14 protein-coding genes are annotated in these 15,175 nt (G+C 66.9%); 8 read left to right on the forward strand and 6 right to left on the reverse strand.

Translation table 11 applies throughout. The annotated features are described in order from the left end of the window. Window positions 1–17 precede the first annotated feature (17 nt). From ACSQ86_RS27050 to ACSQ86_RS27065, 4 genes are all read right to left on the reverse strand, one after another. On the reverse strand, window positions 18–6,023 hold the full coding sequence (locus tag ACSQ86_RS27050; RefSeq protein WP_436309973.1) for a VCBS domain-containing protein: 6,006 nt from the start codon (window positions 6,021–6,023) through the stop codon (window positions 18–20). A gap of 218 nt (window positions 6,024–6,241) precedes the next feature. Next, window positions 6,242–6,643, reverse strand: coding sequence for a PIN domain-containing protein (locus ACSQ86_RS27055; protein WP_436309974.1), 402 nt, complete (start codon window positions 6,641–6,643; stop codon window positions 6,242–6,244). 40 nt (window positions 6,644–6,683) lie between these two features. After that, on the reverse strand, window positions 6,684–7,577 hold the full coding sequence (locus ACSQ86_RS27060) for a C1 family peptidase (protein WP_436305836.1): 894 nt from the start codon (window positions 7,575–7,577) through the stop codon (window positions 6,684–6,686). An 11-nt stretch (window positions 7,578–7,588) separates the two neighbouring features. Further along, window positions 7,589–7,996 (reverse strand): hypothetical protein, encoded by a 408-nt coding sequence (locus tag ACSQ86_RS27065; RefSeq protein WP_436309975.1) that lies wholly within the window; start codon window positions 7,994–7,996, stop codon window positions 7,589–7,591. A 186-nt stretch (window positions 7,997–8,182) separates the two neighbouring features. Between ACSQ86_RS27065 and ACSQ86_RS27070 the strand changes: the two genes are divergently transcribed. Both ACSQ86_RS27070 and ACSQ86_RS27075 read left to right on the forward strand, forming a co-directional pair. Next, window positions 8,183–8,611 carry a CBS domain-containing protein gene (locus tag ACSQ86_RS27070; protein ID WP_093110007.1) on the forward strand — a complete coding sequence of 143 codons (429 nt, stop codon included), beginning with the start codon at window positions 8,183–8,185 and terminating at the stop codon, window positions 8,609–8,611. Window positions 8,612–8,701: 90 nt separating this feature from the next. Continuing rightward, on the forward strand, window positions 8,702–9,028 hold the full coding sequence (locus ACSQ86_RS27075; RefSeq protein WP_436309976.1) for a hypothetical protein: 327 nt from the start codon (window positions 8,702–8,704) through the stop codon (window positions 9,026–9,028). Here ACSQ86_RS27075 and ACSQ86_RS27080 read toward each other — a convergent pair. Beyond that, window positions 9,025–9,285, reverse strand: a complete 261-nt coding sequence (locus ACSQ86_RS27080) for a hypothetical protein (RefSeq protein ID WP_436309977.1) — start codon at window positions 9,283–9,285, stop codon at window positions 9,025–9,027. The two genes, ACSQ86_RS27075 and ACSQ86_RS27080, sit on opposite strands and share 4 nt — an antisense overlap. A gap of 292 nt (window positions 9,286–9,577) precedes the next feature. Between ACSQ86_RS27080 and ACSQ86_RS27085 the strand changes: the two genes are divergently transcribed. Continuing rightward, window positions 9,578–9,775, forward strand: coding sequence for a hypothetical protein (locus ACSQ86_RS27085; protein ID WP_093110004.1), 198 nt, complete (start codon window positions 9,578–9,580; stop codon window positions 9,773–9,775). A gap of 11 nt (window positions 9,776–9,786) precedes the next feature. Next, a complete protein-coding gene (locus ACSQ86_RS27090) occupies window positions 9,787–10,737 on the forward strand; it encodes an alpha/beta fold hydrolase (protein ID WP_436309978.1) in 951 nt (316 codons plus the stop codon). A 13-nt stretch (window positions 10,738–10,750) separates the two neighbouring features. Here ACSQ86_RS27090 and ACSQ86_RS27095 read toward each other — a convergent pair whose 3' ends face one another. Beyond that, window positions 10,751–11,983: a THUMP domain-containing class I SAM-dependent RNA methyltransferase gene (locus ACSQ86_RS27095; protein ID WP_436305841.1), complete on the reverse strand. Its 1,233-nt coding sequence runs from the start codon at window positions 11,981–11,983 to the stop codon at window positions 10,751–10,753. A 105-nt stretch (window positions 11,984–12,088) separates the two neighbouring features. Here ACSQ86_RS27095 and ACSQ86_RS27100 point away from each other — a divergent pair, with 105 nt between their 5' ends. The 4 genes from ACSQ86_RS27100 (at window position 12,089) to ACSQ86_RS27115 (ending at window position 15,158) form a co-directional block, all read left to right on the forward strand. Next, a complete protein-coding gene (locus ACSQ86_RS27100; protein ID WP_436309979.1) occupies window positions 12,089–12,748 on the forward strand; it encodes a response regulator in 660 nt (219 codons plus the stop codon). Continuing rightward, window positions 12,748–14,607: an ATP-binding protein gene (locus ACSQ86_RS27105; RefSeq protein ID WP_436309980.1), complete on the forward strand. Its 1,860-nt coding sequence runs from the start codon at window positions 12,748–12,750 to the stop codon at window positions 14,605–14,607. Before ACSQ86_RS27100 ends, ACSQ86_RS27105 begins: the two co-directional genes overlap by 1 nt. A gap of 132 nt (window positions 14,608–14,739) precedes the next feature. After that, on the forward strand, window positions 14,740–15,033 hold the full coding sequence (locus ACSQ86_RS27110; protein WP_436292178.1) for a hypothetical protein: 294 nt from the start codon (window positions 14,740–14,742) through the stop codon (window positions 15,031–15,033). 2 nt (window positions 15,034–15,035) lie between these two features. Next, window positions 15,036–15,158, forward strand: coding sequence for a hypothetical protein (locus ACSQ86_RS27115; RefSeq protein WP_280142663.1), 123 nt, complete (start codon window positions 15,036–15,038; stop codon window positions 15,156–15,158). Window positions 15,159–15,175: the final 17 nt, after the last annotated feature.

Below are 15,175 nucleotides of genomic sequence, written 5' to 3' on the forward strand. Positions count from 1 at the left end.
TGGCGAACGGCAGGAAGTCACGCGCCGACCTTGATGTCGTTGTTGTCGAACGTATCCAGCGGATTGCTCTGCGTCAGCGTCGCCACCAGCGTGCGGTTGGCGGCGCTGAGGCCGTCCGCGTCGTAGTACAGGTTGCCGGTCGCGCTGTCGTAGATCACGTGCACGCCCGAGCCCACTGCGTCTCCGGCACCGCCGCCGTCCAAGGATGCGAACTCGGTCGCCGACAGCGTGCTGCCGCTCGCGGTCGAGAGGGCCGTGAAGGTTCCGAGCGACAGCTCGATCAGGTCGCCGCTCGGTGCCGACCCCGAGGCGTCGAAGTCGGAGATGGCGTCCACGGCGTTCGGCGCCGAGTCGAAGACGAAGGTGTCGTTGTCGGCGCCGCCGGTGAGCGTGTCGGCACCCGTCCCGCCGACGATCCGGTCGTCGCCGCCGAGGCCGTCGATCGCATCGTTGCCGCCGCCGCCGCGCAACTGGTCGGCCAATGCCGAGCCGGTGATCGTGTCGGCGAAGGCCGTGCCGATGACGCCCTCGAAGTTCTTGTAGGTGTCGGAGCCGAGCCCGGCGGCGCTGGCATTGAAGCTCGTCGCGCTGCTGCCTTGTGTCAGCGTGAACGTGAGGCCGGCCGTGCCGTCCGAGAAGTCGAGCAGGTCTCCTGCGCCGCCGGCGCCGTCGAGCGTGTCGCTGCCGGCGCCGCCGCGCAGGATGTCGTTCGAGGCGCTGCCGCTCAGGGTGTCGGCGCTGGCAGTTCCGATGACGCCCTCGATGTTCCGGTAGGTGTCATTTCCGAGGCCGGCCGCTGAGGGTGTATTGAAGGTCGTGTCGCTGCTGGATTGAGTCAGCGTAAAGGTGATGCCGGCCGCGCCGGACGCGTCCGAGAAGTCGATCAGATCCTCCGTGCCGGTCCCGCCGTCGATAGTGTCATTGTTGCTACCCCCACGCAGAACATCGTTGCCGGCACCGCCGCTGAGGGTGTCCACGTTGTCGCCACCAATCAGCAGGTCCGATCCCGCATTGCCGTTCAACCCATCATTGCCACCGCTACCGACGAGAACCGATTGGAACGCCCCGTCGCTCAAGGTATCACCGCCCGCCTTGCCGTCGATATAGGAGCCTTGGTAGCTCGCGACACCTGTGAGGTTGACAATATTCCCACCCGAGGTCGTGTCCAGCACGTTCAGCGTGATAGAGCCGGTCGCAGTTCCACTGGCGCCATCGCCGAGCGTGTAGCTGAGCGTGACGACGGTCGGACTGGCGACGGTGCCACCGGTCGCCCCCGTCGTGAACGAGAAGGTCCCGTTGGGGTTGATGGTGACCGGGGTGGCCAATGTTCCCGTGACAACGCTGATCGCGGTCACGCTGAGCGCGGCGCCGTCGATGTCCGTGTCGTTGGCCAGCAGCATGCTGGTCGGCAGCGTCACGGTGGTGCTGTTCGACACGTAGAGAACATCGCTGGCCGGGATCGGGTTGTCGTTGACGGCCGCCACACTGATGCTGGCCGTGTCGGTGGTGCTCGAGAATGCGGAGCTGCCTCCATTGGTCGCAGTGGTGACCATAGTGCCCGCCGTACCGCTGGTTTGATCCCAGGCGCGGAAGGTGATGCCGTCGCTGACGGTGCCGTTGAAGTTGGAATCGCCCTGAAAGTAGACGCGCGTGTTCGTGTCGGCAGCCAGCAGCAGCGCGGAGGTGTCCGAAACTGCACCGACCGCCGTCCAGTCGCTCCCTCCATTGGTGGAATACCACCAAGTCCCATTGGCGCTATTCACACCCGTCAGCGCAATGCCGGTGATGGCGCCGTTGTCTGCATCGGTCACGTTGTCGAGACCGCCGGCCGGCGGGTTGAGATTCACCAGGCTGGACACGAGCGTGCCGACGGCGCCAGCCGGTGCGCCCGCATCCTCGTTGACCGATGCCAGGACCGGTGTCGCGGCAGCACTCAGGACCGGCGCATCGTTGGTGCCGTTGATGGTGACTGTGACCAGCCGGCTGGCCGTGCCGTCGGACGACGTCGCCGTGAAACTGTCGCTGATCGACTGGCCCGCGCCTAGCTGTTGGATCGCTACTTGGCTGTTGTCAGCCGTGTAGCTCCAGCTGCCATCAGCCAGCAAGCTGAAGCTGCCGTAGCCGTTGCTGCCGGCGGTGCCGGCCTGGGCCTCGAAGCTGGACTGGCCCTGGTCGACATCGGCAATGGTCAGCACCCCGCTGGTGCTCAGGTTGGGCGTCGAGTCGTCCTCGCTCACCGCACTGCTTGCGACGCCACCGATGATCGGCACGTCGTTGGTACCGGTGATGGTCACGGTCACCACTTGGCTCGCCGTGCCATCGGACGAGACTGCGATGAAGCTGTCGCTGATCGACTGGCCGGCACCCAGCTGCTGGATCGCTGCTTGGCTGTTGTCAGCCGTGTAGCTCCAGCTGCCATCAGCCAGCAAGCTAAAGCTGCCATGGCCGTTGCTGCCGGCAGTGCTTGCTTGGGGCGCGAAGTTGGATTGGCCTGTATCGACATCGGCAATGGTCAGCACACCGCTCGTCGCAAGGTTGCTGCCGACCACGCCCACATCTTCCTGCACCGCGCCAATTGCCACCCCACCGATGACCGGCACGTCGTTGGTACCGGTGATGGTCACGGTCACGAGCTGGCTGGCTGTACCGTCTGAGGAGACTGCGGTGAAGCTGTCGCTGATCGATTGACCAGCACCCAACTGCTGAATTGCGCTTTGGCCGTTGCTGGCCGTGTAGCCCCAGCTGCCATCAGCCGCCAGCGTGAAGCTGCCGTAGCCGTTGCTGCCAACGGTGCTTGCCTGAGGCGTGAAGTTGGACTGACCTTGGTCGACATCGGCAACCGTCAGCGCACCACTGGTCGCAAGGTTGCTGCCGATGACGCCCACATCTTCTTGCACCGCGCCGCTGACTACCCCACCGATCACCGGCACGTCGTTGGTTCCGTTGATGGTCACCGTCACCACTTGGCTGGCCGTGCCGTCGGACGACATCGCCGTGAAGCTGTCGCTGATCGACTCGCCGGCGCCCAGCTGCTGGATCGCGGCCTGACTGTTGTTGGCCGTATAGCTCCAGCTCCCATCGGCCAGCAAGCTGAAGCTGCCGTAGCCGTTGCTGCCGGCGGTGCCGGCCTGGGTCGCGAAGCTCGACTGGCCTTGGTCGACATCGGCGATGCTCAGCGTACCGCTGGTGCTCAGGTTCGGCGTCGCGCCATCCTCGCTCACCGCACCACTGGCCACGCCACCGATCACCGGCACGTCGTTGGTACCGGTGACGGTCACCGTCACGAGCTGGCTGGCCGTGCCGTCGAACGACACCGCCGTGAAGCTGTCGCTGATCGACTGGCCCGCGCCCAGCTGTTGGATCGCTACTTGGCTGTTGTCAGCCGTGTAGCTCCAGCTGCCATCAGCCAGCAAGCTGAAGCTGCCGTAGCCGTTGCTGCCGGCGGTGCCGGCCTGGGCCTCGAAGCTGGACTGGCTCTGGTCGACATCGGCAATGGTCAGCACGCCGCTGGTGCTCAGGTTGGGCGTCGAGTCGTCCTCGCTCACCGCACTGCTTGCGACGCCACCGATGATCGGCACGTCGTTGGTACCGGTGATGGTCATGGTCACCACTTGGCTCGCCGTGCCATCGGACGAGACTGCGATGAAGCTGTCGCTGATCGATTGGCCGGCACCCAGCTGCTGGATCGCTGCTTGGCTGTTGTCAGCCGTGTAGCTCCAGCTGCCATCAGCCAGCAAGCTAAAGCTGCCATGGCCGTTGCTGCCGGCAGTGCTTGCTTGGGGCGCGAAGTTGGATTGGCCTGCATCGACATCGGCGATGGCGAGCGTGCCGCCGCTGCTCAGGTTCGGCGTCGAGTCATCCTCGCTCACCGCGCCGCTTGCGACGCCACCGATCACCGGCACGTCGTTGGTGCCGGTGATGGTCACCGTCACCACTTGGCTCGCCGTGCCGTCAAAGGAGACTGCGGTGAAGCTGTCACTGATCGACTGCCCCGCACCCAGCTGCTGGATCGCACTTTGGCTATTGTTGGCTGTGTAGCTCCAGCTCCCGTCGGCCAGCAGGCTGAAGCTGCCATAGCCGTTGCTGCCGACGGTGCCGGCCTGGGTCGCGAAGCTCGACTGGCCTTGATCGACATCGGCAATCGTCAGCGCACCGCTGGTGCTCAGGTTCGGCGTCGAGTCATCCTCGCTCACCGCACCACTTGCCACCCCACCGATCACCGGCACGTCGTTGGTGCCGGTGATGGTCACGGTCACGAGCTGGCTGGCCGTGCCGTCGAACGACGTCGCCGTGAAGCTGTCGCTGATCGACTGGCCGGCGCCCAGCTGTTGGATCGCGGCCTGACTGTTGTTGGCCGTATAGCTCCAGCTCCCGTCGGCCAGCAGGCTGAAGCTGCCATAGCCGTTGCTGCCGGCGGTGCCGGCCTGGGTCGCGAAGCTCGACTGGCCTTGATCGACATCGGCAATCGTCAGCGCACCGCTGGTGCTCAGGTTCGGCGTCGAGTCATCCTCGCTCACCGCACCACTTGCCACCCCACCGATCACCGGCACGTCGTTGGTGCCGCTGATAGTTACCGTCACGAGCTGGCTGGCCGTGCCGTCGGACGACGTCGCCGTGAAACTGTCGCTGATCGACTGGCCGGCGCCCAACTGTTGAATTGCGCTTTGGTTGTTGTTGGCCGTGTAGCTCCAGTTACCGTCCGCCGCCAGCGTGAAGCTGCCATAGCCGTTGCTGCCGGCGGTGCCGGCCTGGGCCGTGAAGCTGGACTGGCCCTGGTCGATATCGGCAATCGTCAGCGCACCGCTGGTGCTCAGGTTCGGCGTCGAGTCATCCTCGCTTACCGCACCGCTTGCCACCCCACCGATCACCGGCACGTCGTTGGTGCCGGTGATGGTCACGGTCACGAGCTGGCTGGCTGTGCCGTCGAACGACACGGCAGTGAAGCTGTCGCTGATCGACTGGCCCGCGCCCAACTGTTGGATCGCTGCTTGGCTGTTGTCGGCGGTGTAGCTCCAGCTGCCATCAGCCAGCAAGCTGAAGCTGCCGTAGCCGTTGCTGCCAGCCGTGCTTGCCTGAGGCGTGAAGTTGGACTGTCCTTGATCGACATCGGCAATCGCCAACACGCCGCTGGTGCTCAGATTCGGCGTCGAGTCGTCCTCGCTTACGGCGCCGCTGACTACCCCGCCAATCACCGGCACGTCGTTGGTGCCGGCGATGGTGATGGTCACCGTCGCCAGACCGCTGCTTCCGTCGGCGTCCTTCACCTCGTACGTGAAGGTGTCGGTCGCGCTCTCGCCCGCGGCCAGGTACTGGAAATCAGCCAGGTTGGGCTGGTACTGGAAATACCACGTCGATGGACTGTCCATGGCCGGCTGAACAAGGGTCGCCGTTCCGTGAGTCGGAGCCGAGGCGAGCGCCAAAGTCTTGATCAGGTCGGGAACCAGATCGTTCTGCAGGACATGGATCTGCACCCCCGGGCCATCTTCGGTCGTCGTCTTGACCTCGCTCAGCGCCGTCACCGCTTCGTTGGCCGGATTCTGTTCGATGCCGTCCACGAGGATTCTCAAGACTTCCGTCATCTGGACCGTCAGCGTGGACGACCCGAAGCTAAAGACGAAATCGCTGGCCGAGCCATTGGAAACCTCACCCGTCCTGGCGTTGGTGACAGCGGAGAGATGCGCCAGGTAGGCGGCAATTTGTGTCTGGGTGGAAGACTCCAGCCACTGCGCGCTGGTGAGTTGGAGTTCAAGCGTATCGACACCCGACCCGCCCGTGTACACGTCCTTCGTGCCCGCCGCGAGGTTTTCGCTCACGTTGTAGATCAGTGCGTCGCTCCCCGAGCCCCCGTTGAGCTGGTCGCTGCCGCTGCCGCCGTCGAGCGTGTCGCTTCCCGCTCCACCATTCAGCGAATCATTCCCGCTACCGCCATCGACGCTGTCATCGCCGTTGCCGCTGTTGATGGTGTCGTTGCCGACGGTGCCTGTGAGGTTGTCGTCTCCGTTGGAGCCGGTCATGGTCGCCATGTTTTTCCTTGAAGAGCACCGGGAATGCCGGCGATATGAAGACCATCATCAAGGTCATCGCTCTCAAGCGCATGGGACGGATGTCCTCTCTTCCTCGTCGACAAGTACCGGAACGGTTTAGACGAAAGTAGTACTTTTGCCCTGGCAACGCCGTCATGTCAGCGCTGCTTCGTCGCCGGCCGCCGCGCTGCGCGCGTCGAGCGGGTAGTGGGCCTGCCCTAGATCCCCGAGACTGCAACACCCAGCGCCGCCAGCCGCCTGTGCATCGCGAGCACCGCCCGGTCCTTGCTCAGGAGCCGCGCGCGATGCGCCACCGCGAGGTCGATGAAGATCTGGTCGTCGGGGTCGCTGCAGGTGCAGGGCGCGCGCGCCGGCGCCTCGCTCACCGGCCCCACCCGGCGGTCGAAGGCCGCCAGCACGCTTTCGGCATCGCGGCCGTTCTGCGCCAGACGCGCGGCGATCAGGCGATAGCCGAGCACGCGCGCGAACTCGTCGCGCATCGCCGCGGTGGCGAGCCAGCGCAACTCGCCGGCATCGAGGGCCGCGGCGAGCGGCAGGCAGGCGGGGTCGTCGAAGACCAGCAGGTCGAGGGCGATGTTGGTGTCGATCACGATGCTCATGTGCTCGATGCTGTTTCTTCTTCCATTCTGTCGTCAGTCACTAGAGTTCGACCGTATAGCCGTCGTCCAGTATGCGGGCCAGGTCGGTGTCCTTGATCCAGCCGAAGCCGCCCGATCCCCATCCCGTTCCCCAGTCGTTGGCGAACTTGAACTCCGCGGTCTTCGCGTCATAGCCGACGATGGTGATCGTCTTTCTCCCAAGGTCGCGCAGCGGCAGCTTGATGGTTACCCGACCTTCTTTGGACACGTGATCGAAGTCCTCCGTCACCTGCACGGTCAGCGCGACGACCTTCTTCTCGCGCAGCGCGTTCAGGATGGCCGTGATGGACTTTGCCTGCGCATAGCTCTTGAGCTTGAAGGCAGGCTTCTTGCCGACGGGCACTGTTTTCTGATCGTAAGGCCAGTCCTTCTCGAGGTAGACCCCCTCCTCCTTGGCGGCCTTCACGGCACCGAGCAAGGACGAGCCTTCATAGTTCTCGCCGGGCCACTCGTCGTATTTCTTCGACAGCACATAGATGCCGCGCGGCGAGACGACCACCTCCTTGCCGGCCTCGCTGGCCGCCGCCTGGATGGCATAGGCCACCGAGAAGCCGACGGTCGTGCCTTCGGGGCCCGTGTCGCCGATCTTGCCGATGACGGACGAAAGATCGATCTCGTCCTGCCGCGGATCGGCGGTTTGCGGCCGGTATTGCGGCGGCAGTACCGGCTTGCCGAGTTCCATCTTGAACGGCCCCAGTTCGGCCTTGCCCTCGGTGGACTGCGCGAAGCGGGTGATGAGCCCGCCCAGCGTGTCATGGAAAAGATAGGCAACGACCAGCACGACCAGCGGCCAGGAAACGAGCACTGGCAGCAGAAGCCTGGCCCATTCCAGTGCCGCACTCGAGTATGCAGGCGCGTCCTTGGCTTCCGGGGGTGTCGGCTTGGAGGTGGCCATGCGTCGAGCGCTCAGAAGCCCCGCAGATCGTCCACCGGCAGCGCGAGCTCGGCGCCCGTGATGCGCTTGAGGGTGCGCGTGACGACGTCGATGTCGTTGTCGAAGCCGCCATGTGCCGCAGCTTGCAGCACGGGCCGGCCCGCCGCATCCTTCGCGACCTGGACGCGCTCGTCCTTGACCCGCCTGGTGCTGTCGAGCTTGGCGGCCTGGAGCCAGAGCGCGAGCGCTTCGCCCGTGTCGGAGGAGCCGTCCCAGCCGGAGTAGGCCTCGTCGTGGATGCGGTCCAAGCCCAGGATCGGCGTGTTCGCCTTCTTCAGCGAAGGGAAGAGCTCCGCGTCGCCGCCCAGCGCATTCGCGAGTGCGCGGCGCAGCCGCTCCACATCGTCGCCAACGCTTCCCTTGCTCATCAGGATGTGCATCGCAGCTCCTCGGGCGGCAGTGGCAGCCGCGCGTCGCATGGTGATGCGCGCGGATGCGGGTGTCCATCTCACGAAATGGGTAGACCTTCGGCTTAGCCTTGGGACTGTTGCGCGCGCCGCCTATGATTTGGGCTGGCGCGGCCCTTGCGTGGGTTGCACGCAAACGTTTCTCCTGGAGGGCCTTCCATGAAACCTGTCTCCGAACTGCTCAAGCGTCGCGACTCGGCTGTCTGGCGCATCGAACCGGGCGCCACGATGTTCGACGCGCTGGAGGCGCTGGCCCGTCACGAGGTCGGCGCGCTCATGGTGATGTCGCACGACAAGCTGGTCGGCGTGATCTCCGAACGCGACTACACGCGCAAGGTGGCGCTGCAGGGCCGGAACTCCAAAGAGGTGCTGGTCGCGGAGCTCATGACGCCCGACGTGCTGACCGTGACGCCCGCCACCCGCACGCGCGAGTGCATGACGCTGATGAGCCAGAAGCGTATCCGCCACTTGCCGGTGGTCGATGGCGACAGGGTGGTCGGCATGATCTCGATCCGCGACCTGATGGACGACATCATCGCCGACCATGAACAGACCATCGAGCAGCTGCGCACCTACATCCAGAGCTGAGCGCCCCGTTACGCATTCGCGGGATTGAAGGACGCCCCCGTGCGCGGGACGATTCTTCTGCGCGGAAGGTCCGCGAAGAAGGGGCCCTTCATGAAGATTCTGCCGATCCAGGTGCTGGCGTTCGCGCTGGCATTCAACGCGCATGTCGTCCACGCCGATACGCCGAGCTTCATTGCAGCCGCATCGATCCAGCAGCTCAAGTACGTCTACCTCCGGTGCGCCGAGACATCGTCGAACGAAGTGCTGGACCGCGGCACCGCGGCGCATTGCTCGCTGGTGGCCGACGCGCTGCGCGACCGAGGCTTCGAAGGCAGTTTCGAGCGGATGCTGCTCTGGTGGCATGTGGCGCGCCAGGCAGGCGCCGAGCGGGCGCGGGAGGACGCTGACCCTGCAGCGACGCCGGCGCTCTTGCGCTAGGGCCTGTTAACGCTATTTGCGGGGTCGCCGGGATCGTCGAACTCGTCCTGGGGCCCGATGGCCAGATCGTCCGAGAGCCGCTTGAGCATGAGGTAGCCCGCGTCGAGCGCTTCGATATAGGTTTCGAACCCGCTCGCGGATTCCATGAGGGACTCGAACTCCATCGAGTTGTCGAAGGACTCGAGGAGCATCCAATAGAAATCGCCATCGTCGTGCTGGTCGACGGTAAGGGCGATGGAAAGAAGTTGACGCGCCATCCGCGGATTCTCAAAAAGCCGTGTGACGCTGCCATAACGCTGCCCGGCTCAGGGTCGCCGGGCGCGCGGATGTCACACAACCGTCATGTCGAACCGGAGCATGGGTCCGGCGCCGGCCAAGAAAACCGGCTTGGCCCAGGCCTGATGCGGCAAGCCCTCTTGGCACGAGGCCGCATTCGCAGTTCAATCGGCGGCGGCTCCTAGTCCGAAACGGGTCTTCTGACAAGAGCACCTTTGGAGGAGGTGCGAGAACGTCTGCCTTGCCACACTGCCGGGATGGAAGGAAGTTGCCGTGACAAAGAAAATCCAGCTCAATGACGAACAGTGGAGAACGCTTCAGGCGCTGCGCGAGGCCGCTGCCAAGCGATCCCCCACCGATTCGATCAAGGTTTCCAGCCGCCTGCGGTCCAACGGCTTCGTCGCCTCGGACCAGCGGGGCACCATTTTCCTGACCGACCAGGGCCTCAGCCGGTTGAGCCAGGGGCGCTAGGGCCTGTCCCCATGGGCCCCGCCGCGATTGACGACTTCGAGACCGCCGAGATCCAGACGGGCGAAACCCATATCTTTGCGCGCTGGTCCGGCTCCGGCCCGCCGATCCTGCTGTTGCACGGTTTTCCGCAGACACACCTGATGTGGCGCAGCGTGGCGCCGTTGCTGGCCCGCAACTTCACCGTCGTCTGCGCCGATCTTCGCGGCTATGGGCGAAGCGGCTGCCCGGCCTCCGCGCCCGACCACGCGCCGTACTCGAAGCGCGCCATGGCGCGCGACATGGCCATCGTCATGGAGCGGCTGGGGTACCCGCACTTCTCGGTCGCCGGACATGACCGCGGCGGCCGTGTCGCCTACCGCATGGCACTCGACCATCCGACCCGCATCGACCGGCTTGCCGTCCTCGACATCCTGCCGACGGAGACGGTGTGGGCCCGCGCCGATGCCCGCTTCGCGCTCGGCTACTGGCCCTGGTCGCTGTTGGCCCAGCCCGAGCCGCTGCCGGAGCGTCTGCTGGCCGCGGCACCCGAGGCCATCCTCGACGCCGCGCTCGGCGGGTGGAGCTCTCCCGCGGAGGTGTCCCCGCCGGCGGTGCGCTCGGCCTATCTGGAGACGCTGCAGGATCCCGAGCGCGTCCATGCCATCTGCGAGGAATACCGCGCGGCCGCGGGCCTCGATCGCACGCATGACCAGGCCGACGTCGCCGGCAGGCGGCGCATGGACTGCCCCGTGCTCGCGCTCTGGGGCGCGCAGGGAGCGCTCGACACCTGGTATCCCGAAGCGGGCGGGCCGCTCGCGCTCTGGCGTGCATGGGCCGGGGACGTGCAGGGCCACGCCATCGATGCCGGCCATTTCTTCCCGGAGGAAGCGCCAGGGCCCACAGCCGAAGCCTTGACCCGCTTCTTCTCGGTGCCGGTTTCGAACCATCCGGCCGGGCCGCTGCTGCACCCCGACCCTCCCTGATCGAAGGGCGCCCTCAGACCCGGTTGCGCGCCGAACCCGCCACCATGTCGAAGCGGAACAGCCGGCACTCGATCGGCCCGTTCCACATCGGCACGCGGCGCGATTCCTTCAGGCGCATGCGCTTGGGCAACTGGAGGTCGGGCGTCAGCACCCAGGCGGTCCAGCCGGCGTAGTTCTTCTTCCAGTGGCTGGCGAGCTGCACGAAGAACTCGCCGCCGTCTTCGGTCTGCGCCTCTTCGCGGCCGCCGCCCTTGCCGCCGCCTGCCGCCGCGACGCCGCCGACCTCGATGCGCTCGCCGTAGGGCGGATTCAGCACGATCACGCCCGACTCGGCCGGTGGCATGCGCTGCAGCGCGTCGCCGCCCCTGAACTGCACCGCTTCGGCCACGCCGGCGCGCTCGGCATTGCGCTCGGCGAAGTCGACCATGCGGTGCGACACGTCCGAGCCGAAGATCGCGACCCCAGGTGCCGCGGCACGCTGCGCCTCGGCCTTGAGCCCCGACCACACGTGGACCTGGAAGGGCAACAGCTTCTCGAAGCCGAAGCGCCTGAGCGACCCGGCGGCGATGCCGCGCGCGATCTGCGCCGCCTCGATCGCGATCGTGCCGCTGCCGCAGCAGGGGTCGTAGAGCGGCTCCCCGGCGACTTCGCCGGTTTCCGGGTTCCACCAGCCGCTGGCGGCCAGCATGGCGGCGGCCAGGGTTTCCTTCAGCGGCGCATCGCCCTTGTCCTGCCGCCAGCCGCGCTTGAAGAGCGGCTCACCCGAGGTGTCGATGTAGAGCGTGCACTGGTCGGTGGCCAGGTGCGCGAACACGCGCGCGTCGGGCCACTGGGTCTCGATGCTGGGGCGCACGCCGTTCGCCTTGGCGCGGAAGCGGTCGGCGATCGCGTCCTTGATACGCAGCGTGGCGAAGTTGAGGCTGGTGAGCGGGCTGTGCTGCGCCGTGGTCTCGATCTTGAAGGTCTGTTTGGGCGTGAACCAGATCTCCCAGGCCACGCCGCTCGCGATGGCGTAGAGGTCGTTCTCGTTGCGGTACGGCGCGTGGGCCAGTTCGATCAGCACGCGCTGCGCGAGGCGGCTGTGCAGGTTGAGCTTCATGGCTTCGCGCCAGTCGGCACGTACGCGCACGCCGCCGCGCAGGGTCAGCAGGTCCTGGCCGACGCGGCCGGTCAGCGCATGCACCTCTTGCGCGAGAAAGTCTTCGACGCCGGCGGCGCAGGGCAGGAAAAGGGAGAGGTCGTTCATGGCGGGATTCGAAGGCCAGTATCCCATGTGACCCTACCGCGTTTGCGCTATCGCCATGCAAGTCCCCGGTGCGAAAATCGCCGGACCGCGTCGCGAAGGGCTCACATGACCACCAGCGTGCTGATTGTCGAAGACGAACCGGAGTTCATGCGCCGTTTTTCGGACGCGGTGCTGGCGGACCCCGGCCTGCAGCTCATCGCTGCGGTGGCCACCGGGCGCGCGGCGCTGGCGATGCTGGACGCGCAAGCGCCCGACGTCATGCTGGTCGATCTCGGGCTGCCCGACATCGACGGCGTCGAGGTGATCCGCCACGCGGCCCGCCATCGTCCGCAGTGCGACGTGCTGGTAGTCACGATGTTCGGCGACGACCAGCACGTGCTTTCTTCGATCGAGGCCGGCGCCACCGGCTACCTGCTCAAGGACGCCGGGGCCGACCGCATTGCCGCCAGCATCCACGAAGTGCGCGCCGGCGGCTCGCCCATCAGCCCGAGCATCGCGCGTCGCGTGCTGGCGCGCTTCCGCGTCAGCGCCCAGCCGGCGGCCGCGACGCAGCCGCCCACGCCCGAAGCGCCCTCGCCCCTGACCGAACGCGAGACCGAGATCCTGCGCCTCACGGCCAAGGGCCTGAGCTTCGACACCATCGGGGAGCTGATCGACATCTCGCCGCACACCGTGGTCGCGCACGTGAAGAAGATCTACCGCAAGCTGGCCGTCCACTCGCGCGGCGAAGCGGTCTACGAAGCGAGCCAGATGGGATTGCTGTGATGCACCGGCTCGCGGTCGCCGTGCTGATGGCGGCCTGCATCGCGGGCATCGCCCATGCGGCATTGCAGGAGCCGCGCCAGGCCTCGGTGTTCGCGGCGCCGCTCGTCACTAGAACCCCGCCACCGGCCGACGCGGCGTGGGAAACGGTGACGCTGCCCGACGACGCCGGGTATTCGCGCCCGGACCGCGCAAAGGCGCCCGCCTGGTATCGCGTCGGCTTCGACTATCCCGACGATCCGGCCCGGCAGGCGCAGTGGGCCGCCTACGTGCCCTACTTCTACGACGGCGGCGACCTTTGGCTCAACGGCACCCTGGTCGCGAGCGTGCCCGAGAACACCGAGCAGGTCTACGCGCGCACCTACCGGCCGCAGATGACGGTGTTTCCGGCACCGCTGCTGCGCCCCGGCCGCAACGAGCTGGCGATCCGCGTCGCGGCCCCCAAAGGCTACCCGCTGCGCTTCCCGCGCGTCGCCGTCGGGCCGCAGGCCGAGCTCCAGCCGCTGCACGACCGGCGCCTGTTCTGGACCCGCACCGTGCCCGAGCTCACGGTGCTCGTCTCCGTGCTGGTCGCCGGCTTCGTGGTGTTCATCTGGTGGCGCCGCCGCAGCGAGGTGCTCTATGGGCTCTTCGGCCTGGCGGCCGCGCTGTGGGCCACCCGCACCATGACCTTCCTGATCGATGCGATGCCCATGGCCCAATGGCAGTGGTGGCGCGTGATCTACAACAGCGCCACGGGCGGCTTCGTGATCGTGATGGCGGTGTTCACGTTGCGCTATGCCGGCGTTCGCCGGCCCGGGCTGGAGCGCGGGCTGGTGGCCTACTGGCTGCTGGGTCCCCTCGCCTTCGCGATCGGCGGCTTCGCGGCGGAGCCGTTCGTGGCGCGCTACTGGCTGGGCGGCATGATGGGGGTCGGCCTGCTGATCATCGCGACGTCGATCGGTTATGCGCGCCGCCGCGGCACCCTGACCTCGGCCGCGCTCTCCGCCGTGATGGCCTTTGCGGTGCTGGTGGGCGTGCACGACTACCTGATCACCTGGGACCCGCGCCTGCTCGGGCGCTTCCTGCCGGAATGGGTCGGGCATCGCATCCACGTGCTGCACTTCGGCTCGAACATGCTGCTGCTGGCGATGGCCGCCCTTCTGACGGCGCGCTTCCTGCGCACGCTGAGCTCGCTGGAGGACCTGAACCGCACGCTGGAAACGCGCGTCGCCGACCGCGAGCGAGCGCTGGCGGCCAACTACGAGCGGCTGGCCGCACTGGAGCGCGAGCATGCCGCATCGGAGGAGCGCCAGCTGATCATGCGCGACCTGCACGACGGCCTGGGCTCGCAGCTCTTCACCTCGCTGTCGCGCGTGGAGCGCGGCGACATGGACGACGGCCAGATCGCCACCGCGCTGCGCAGCTGCATCGCCGACATGCGGCTCGCGCTCGATGCGCTGGCCTCCGACGAGCACAACCTCGGCGCCGCGCTCGGCAACTTCATGTTCCGCTGGGAGGCGCAGCTGATCGCGGCCGGCGTACGCCCGCGCTGGGACATCGACCTGCCCGACGATGCGATGCCCCTGGCGCCGCACGCCGCGCTGCAGCTGCTGCGCGTGGCGCAGGAGGCGCTGACCAATGTGCTCAAGCATGCGCGGGCCACGCGGGTCGAGGTGCGGCTGCGCCAGCTCGGCGACATGCTCGAAATGGAAGTCGAAGACGACGGCCATGGCCTGGTCGGCGAACCCCGGCGCCAGGGCCACGGCCTCGGCAACATGCGCTCGCGGGCCCAGCGGCTCGGCGGTGCGCTCGAAGTGCGCTCGGGCCCGACCGGCACCTGCGTCGTGCTGCGCCTGCCGATGACGGCGCCGGTCGCCTGAGCGCTGTCGCGCGGCCCCTCCCGCGAACGCGGGATCCCGAACGCGAAGGCGGCATTTTCCGCGCACGGCTTCCTGCCTAGATTGCATGCACACGCCTTCATCGCGTGTCATCCGAAGGAAGGAAGGCCCCGCATGCAGTTCCAATCCCACGCAGCGTCCAGATACCGGCTCTCGGCGCTCGCCGGAAAAAGCCGGAAAGAAAGCCGCATGCCCCGGCTGCTGCTCGGTTCTGTGGCACTGGCCGCCATCCTGCTCGTCGGCCTGGCCCTGCTCGGCCACTGGCAAGCCGAGGCCAGCGGCGCCGCGGCGCAGCGCCAGGCCCCGCCTGCGGCCGCCTATCGCAGCAGCGATCCCTCGGTTCCCGCCGCGAGCGAGGTGCTGACCGACCGCACGCCCGAACAGGCCGATCACGTTCCGACCTTCTGACCATGAACAACCAGCTCGCCTCCGACAAAGAAGAGCACGACGCACCCTGGCTCGTGGTGCCCTTCGTGCTGATGCTGGTGCTGGGCCTCGGCCTGCTGCTGATCGCGCGCTGGAGCATCGGATAGACGGCTTGCGGGGCGAT

This window comes from Variovorax sp. LjRoot130 (genome assembly GCF_964253755.1).
GTDB lineage: Bacteria > Pseudomonadota > Gammaproteobacteria > Burkholderiales > Burkholderiaceae_C > Variovorax.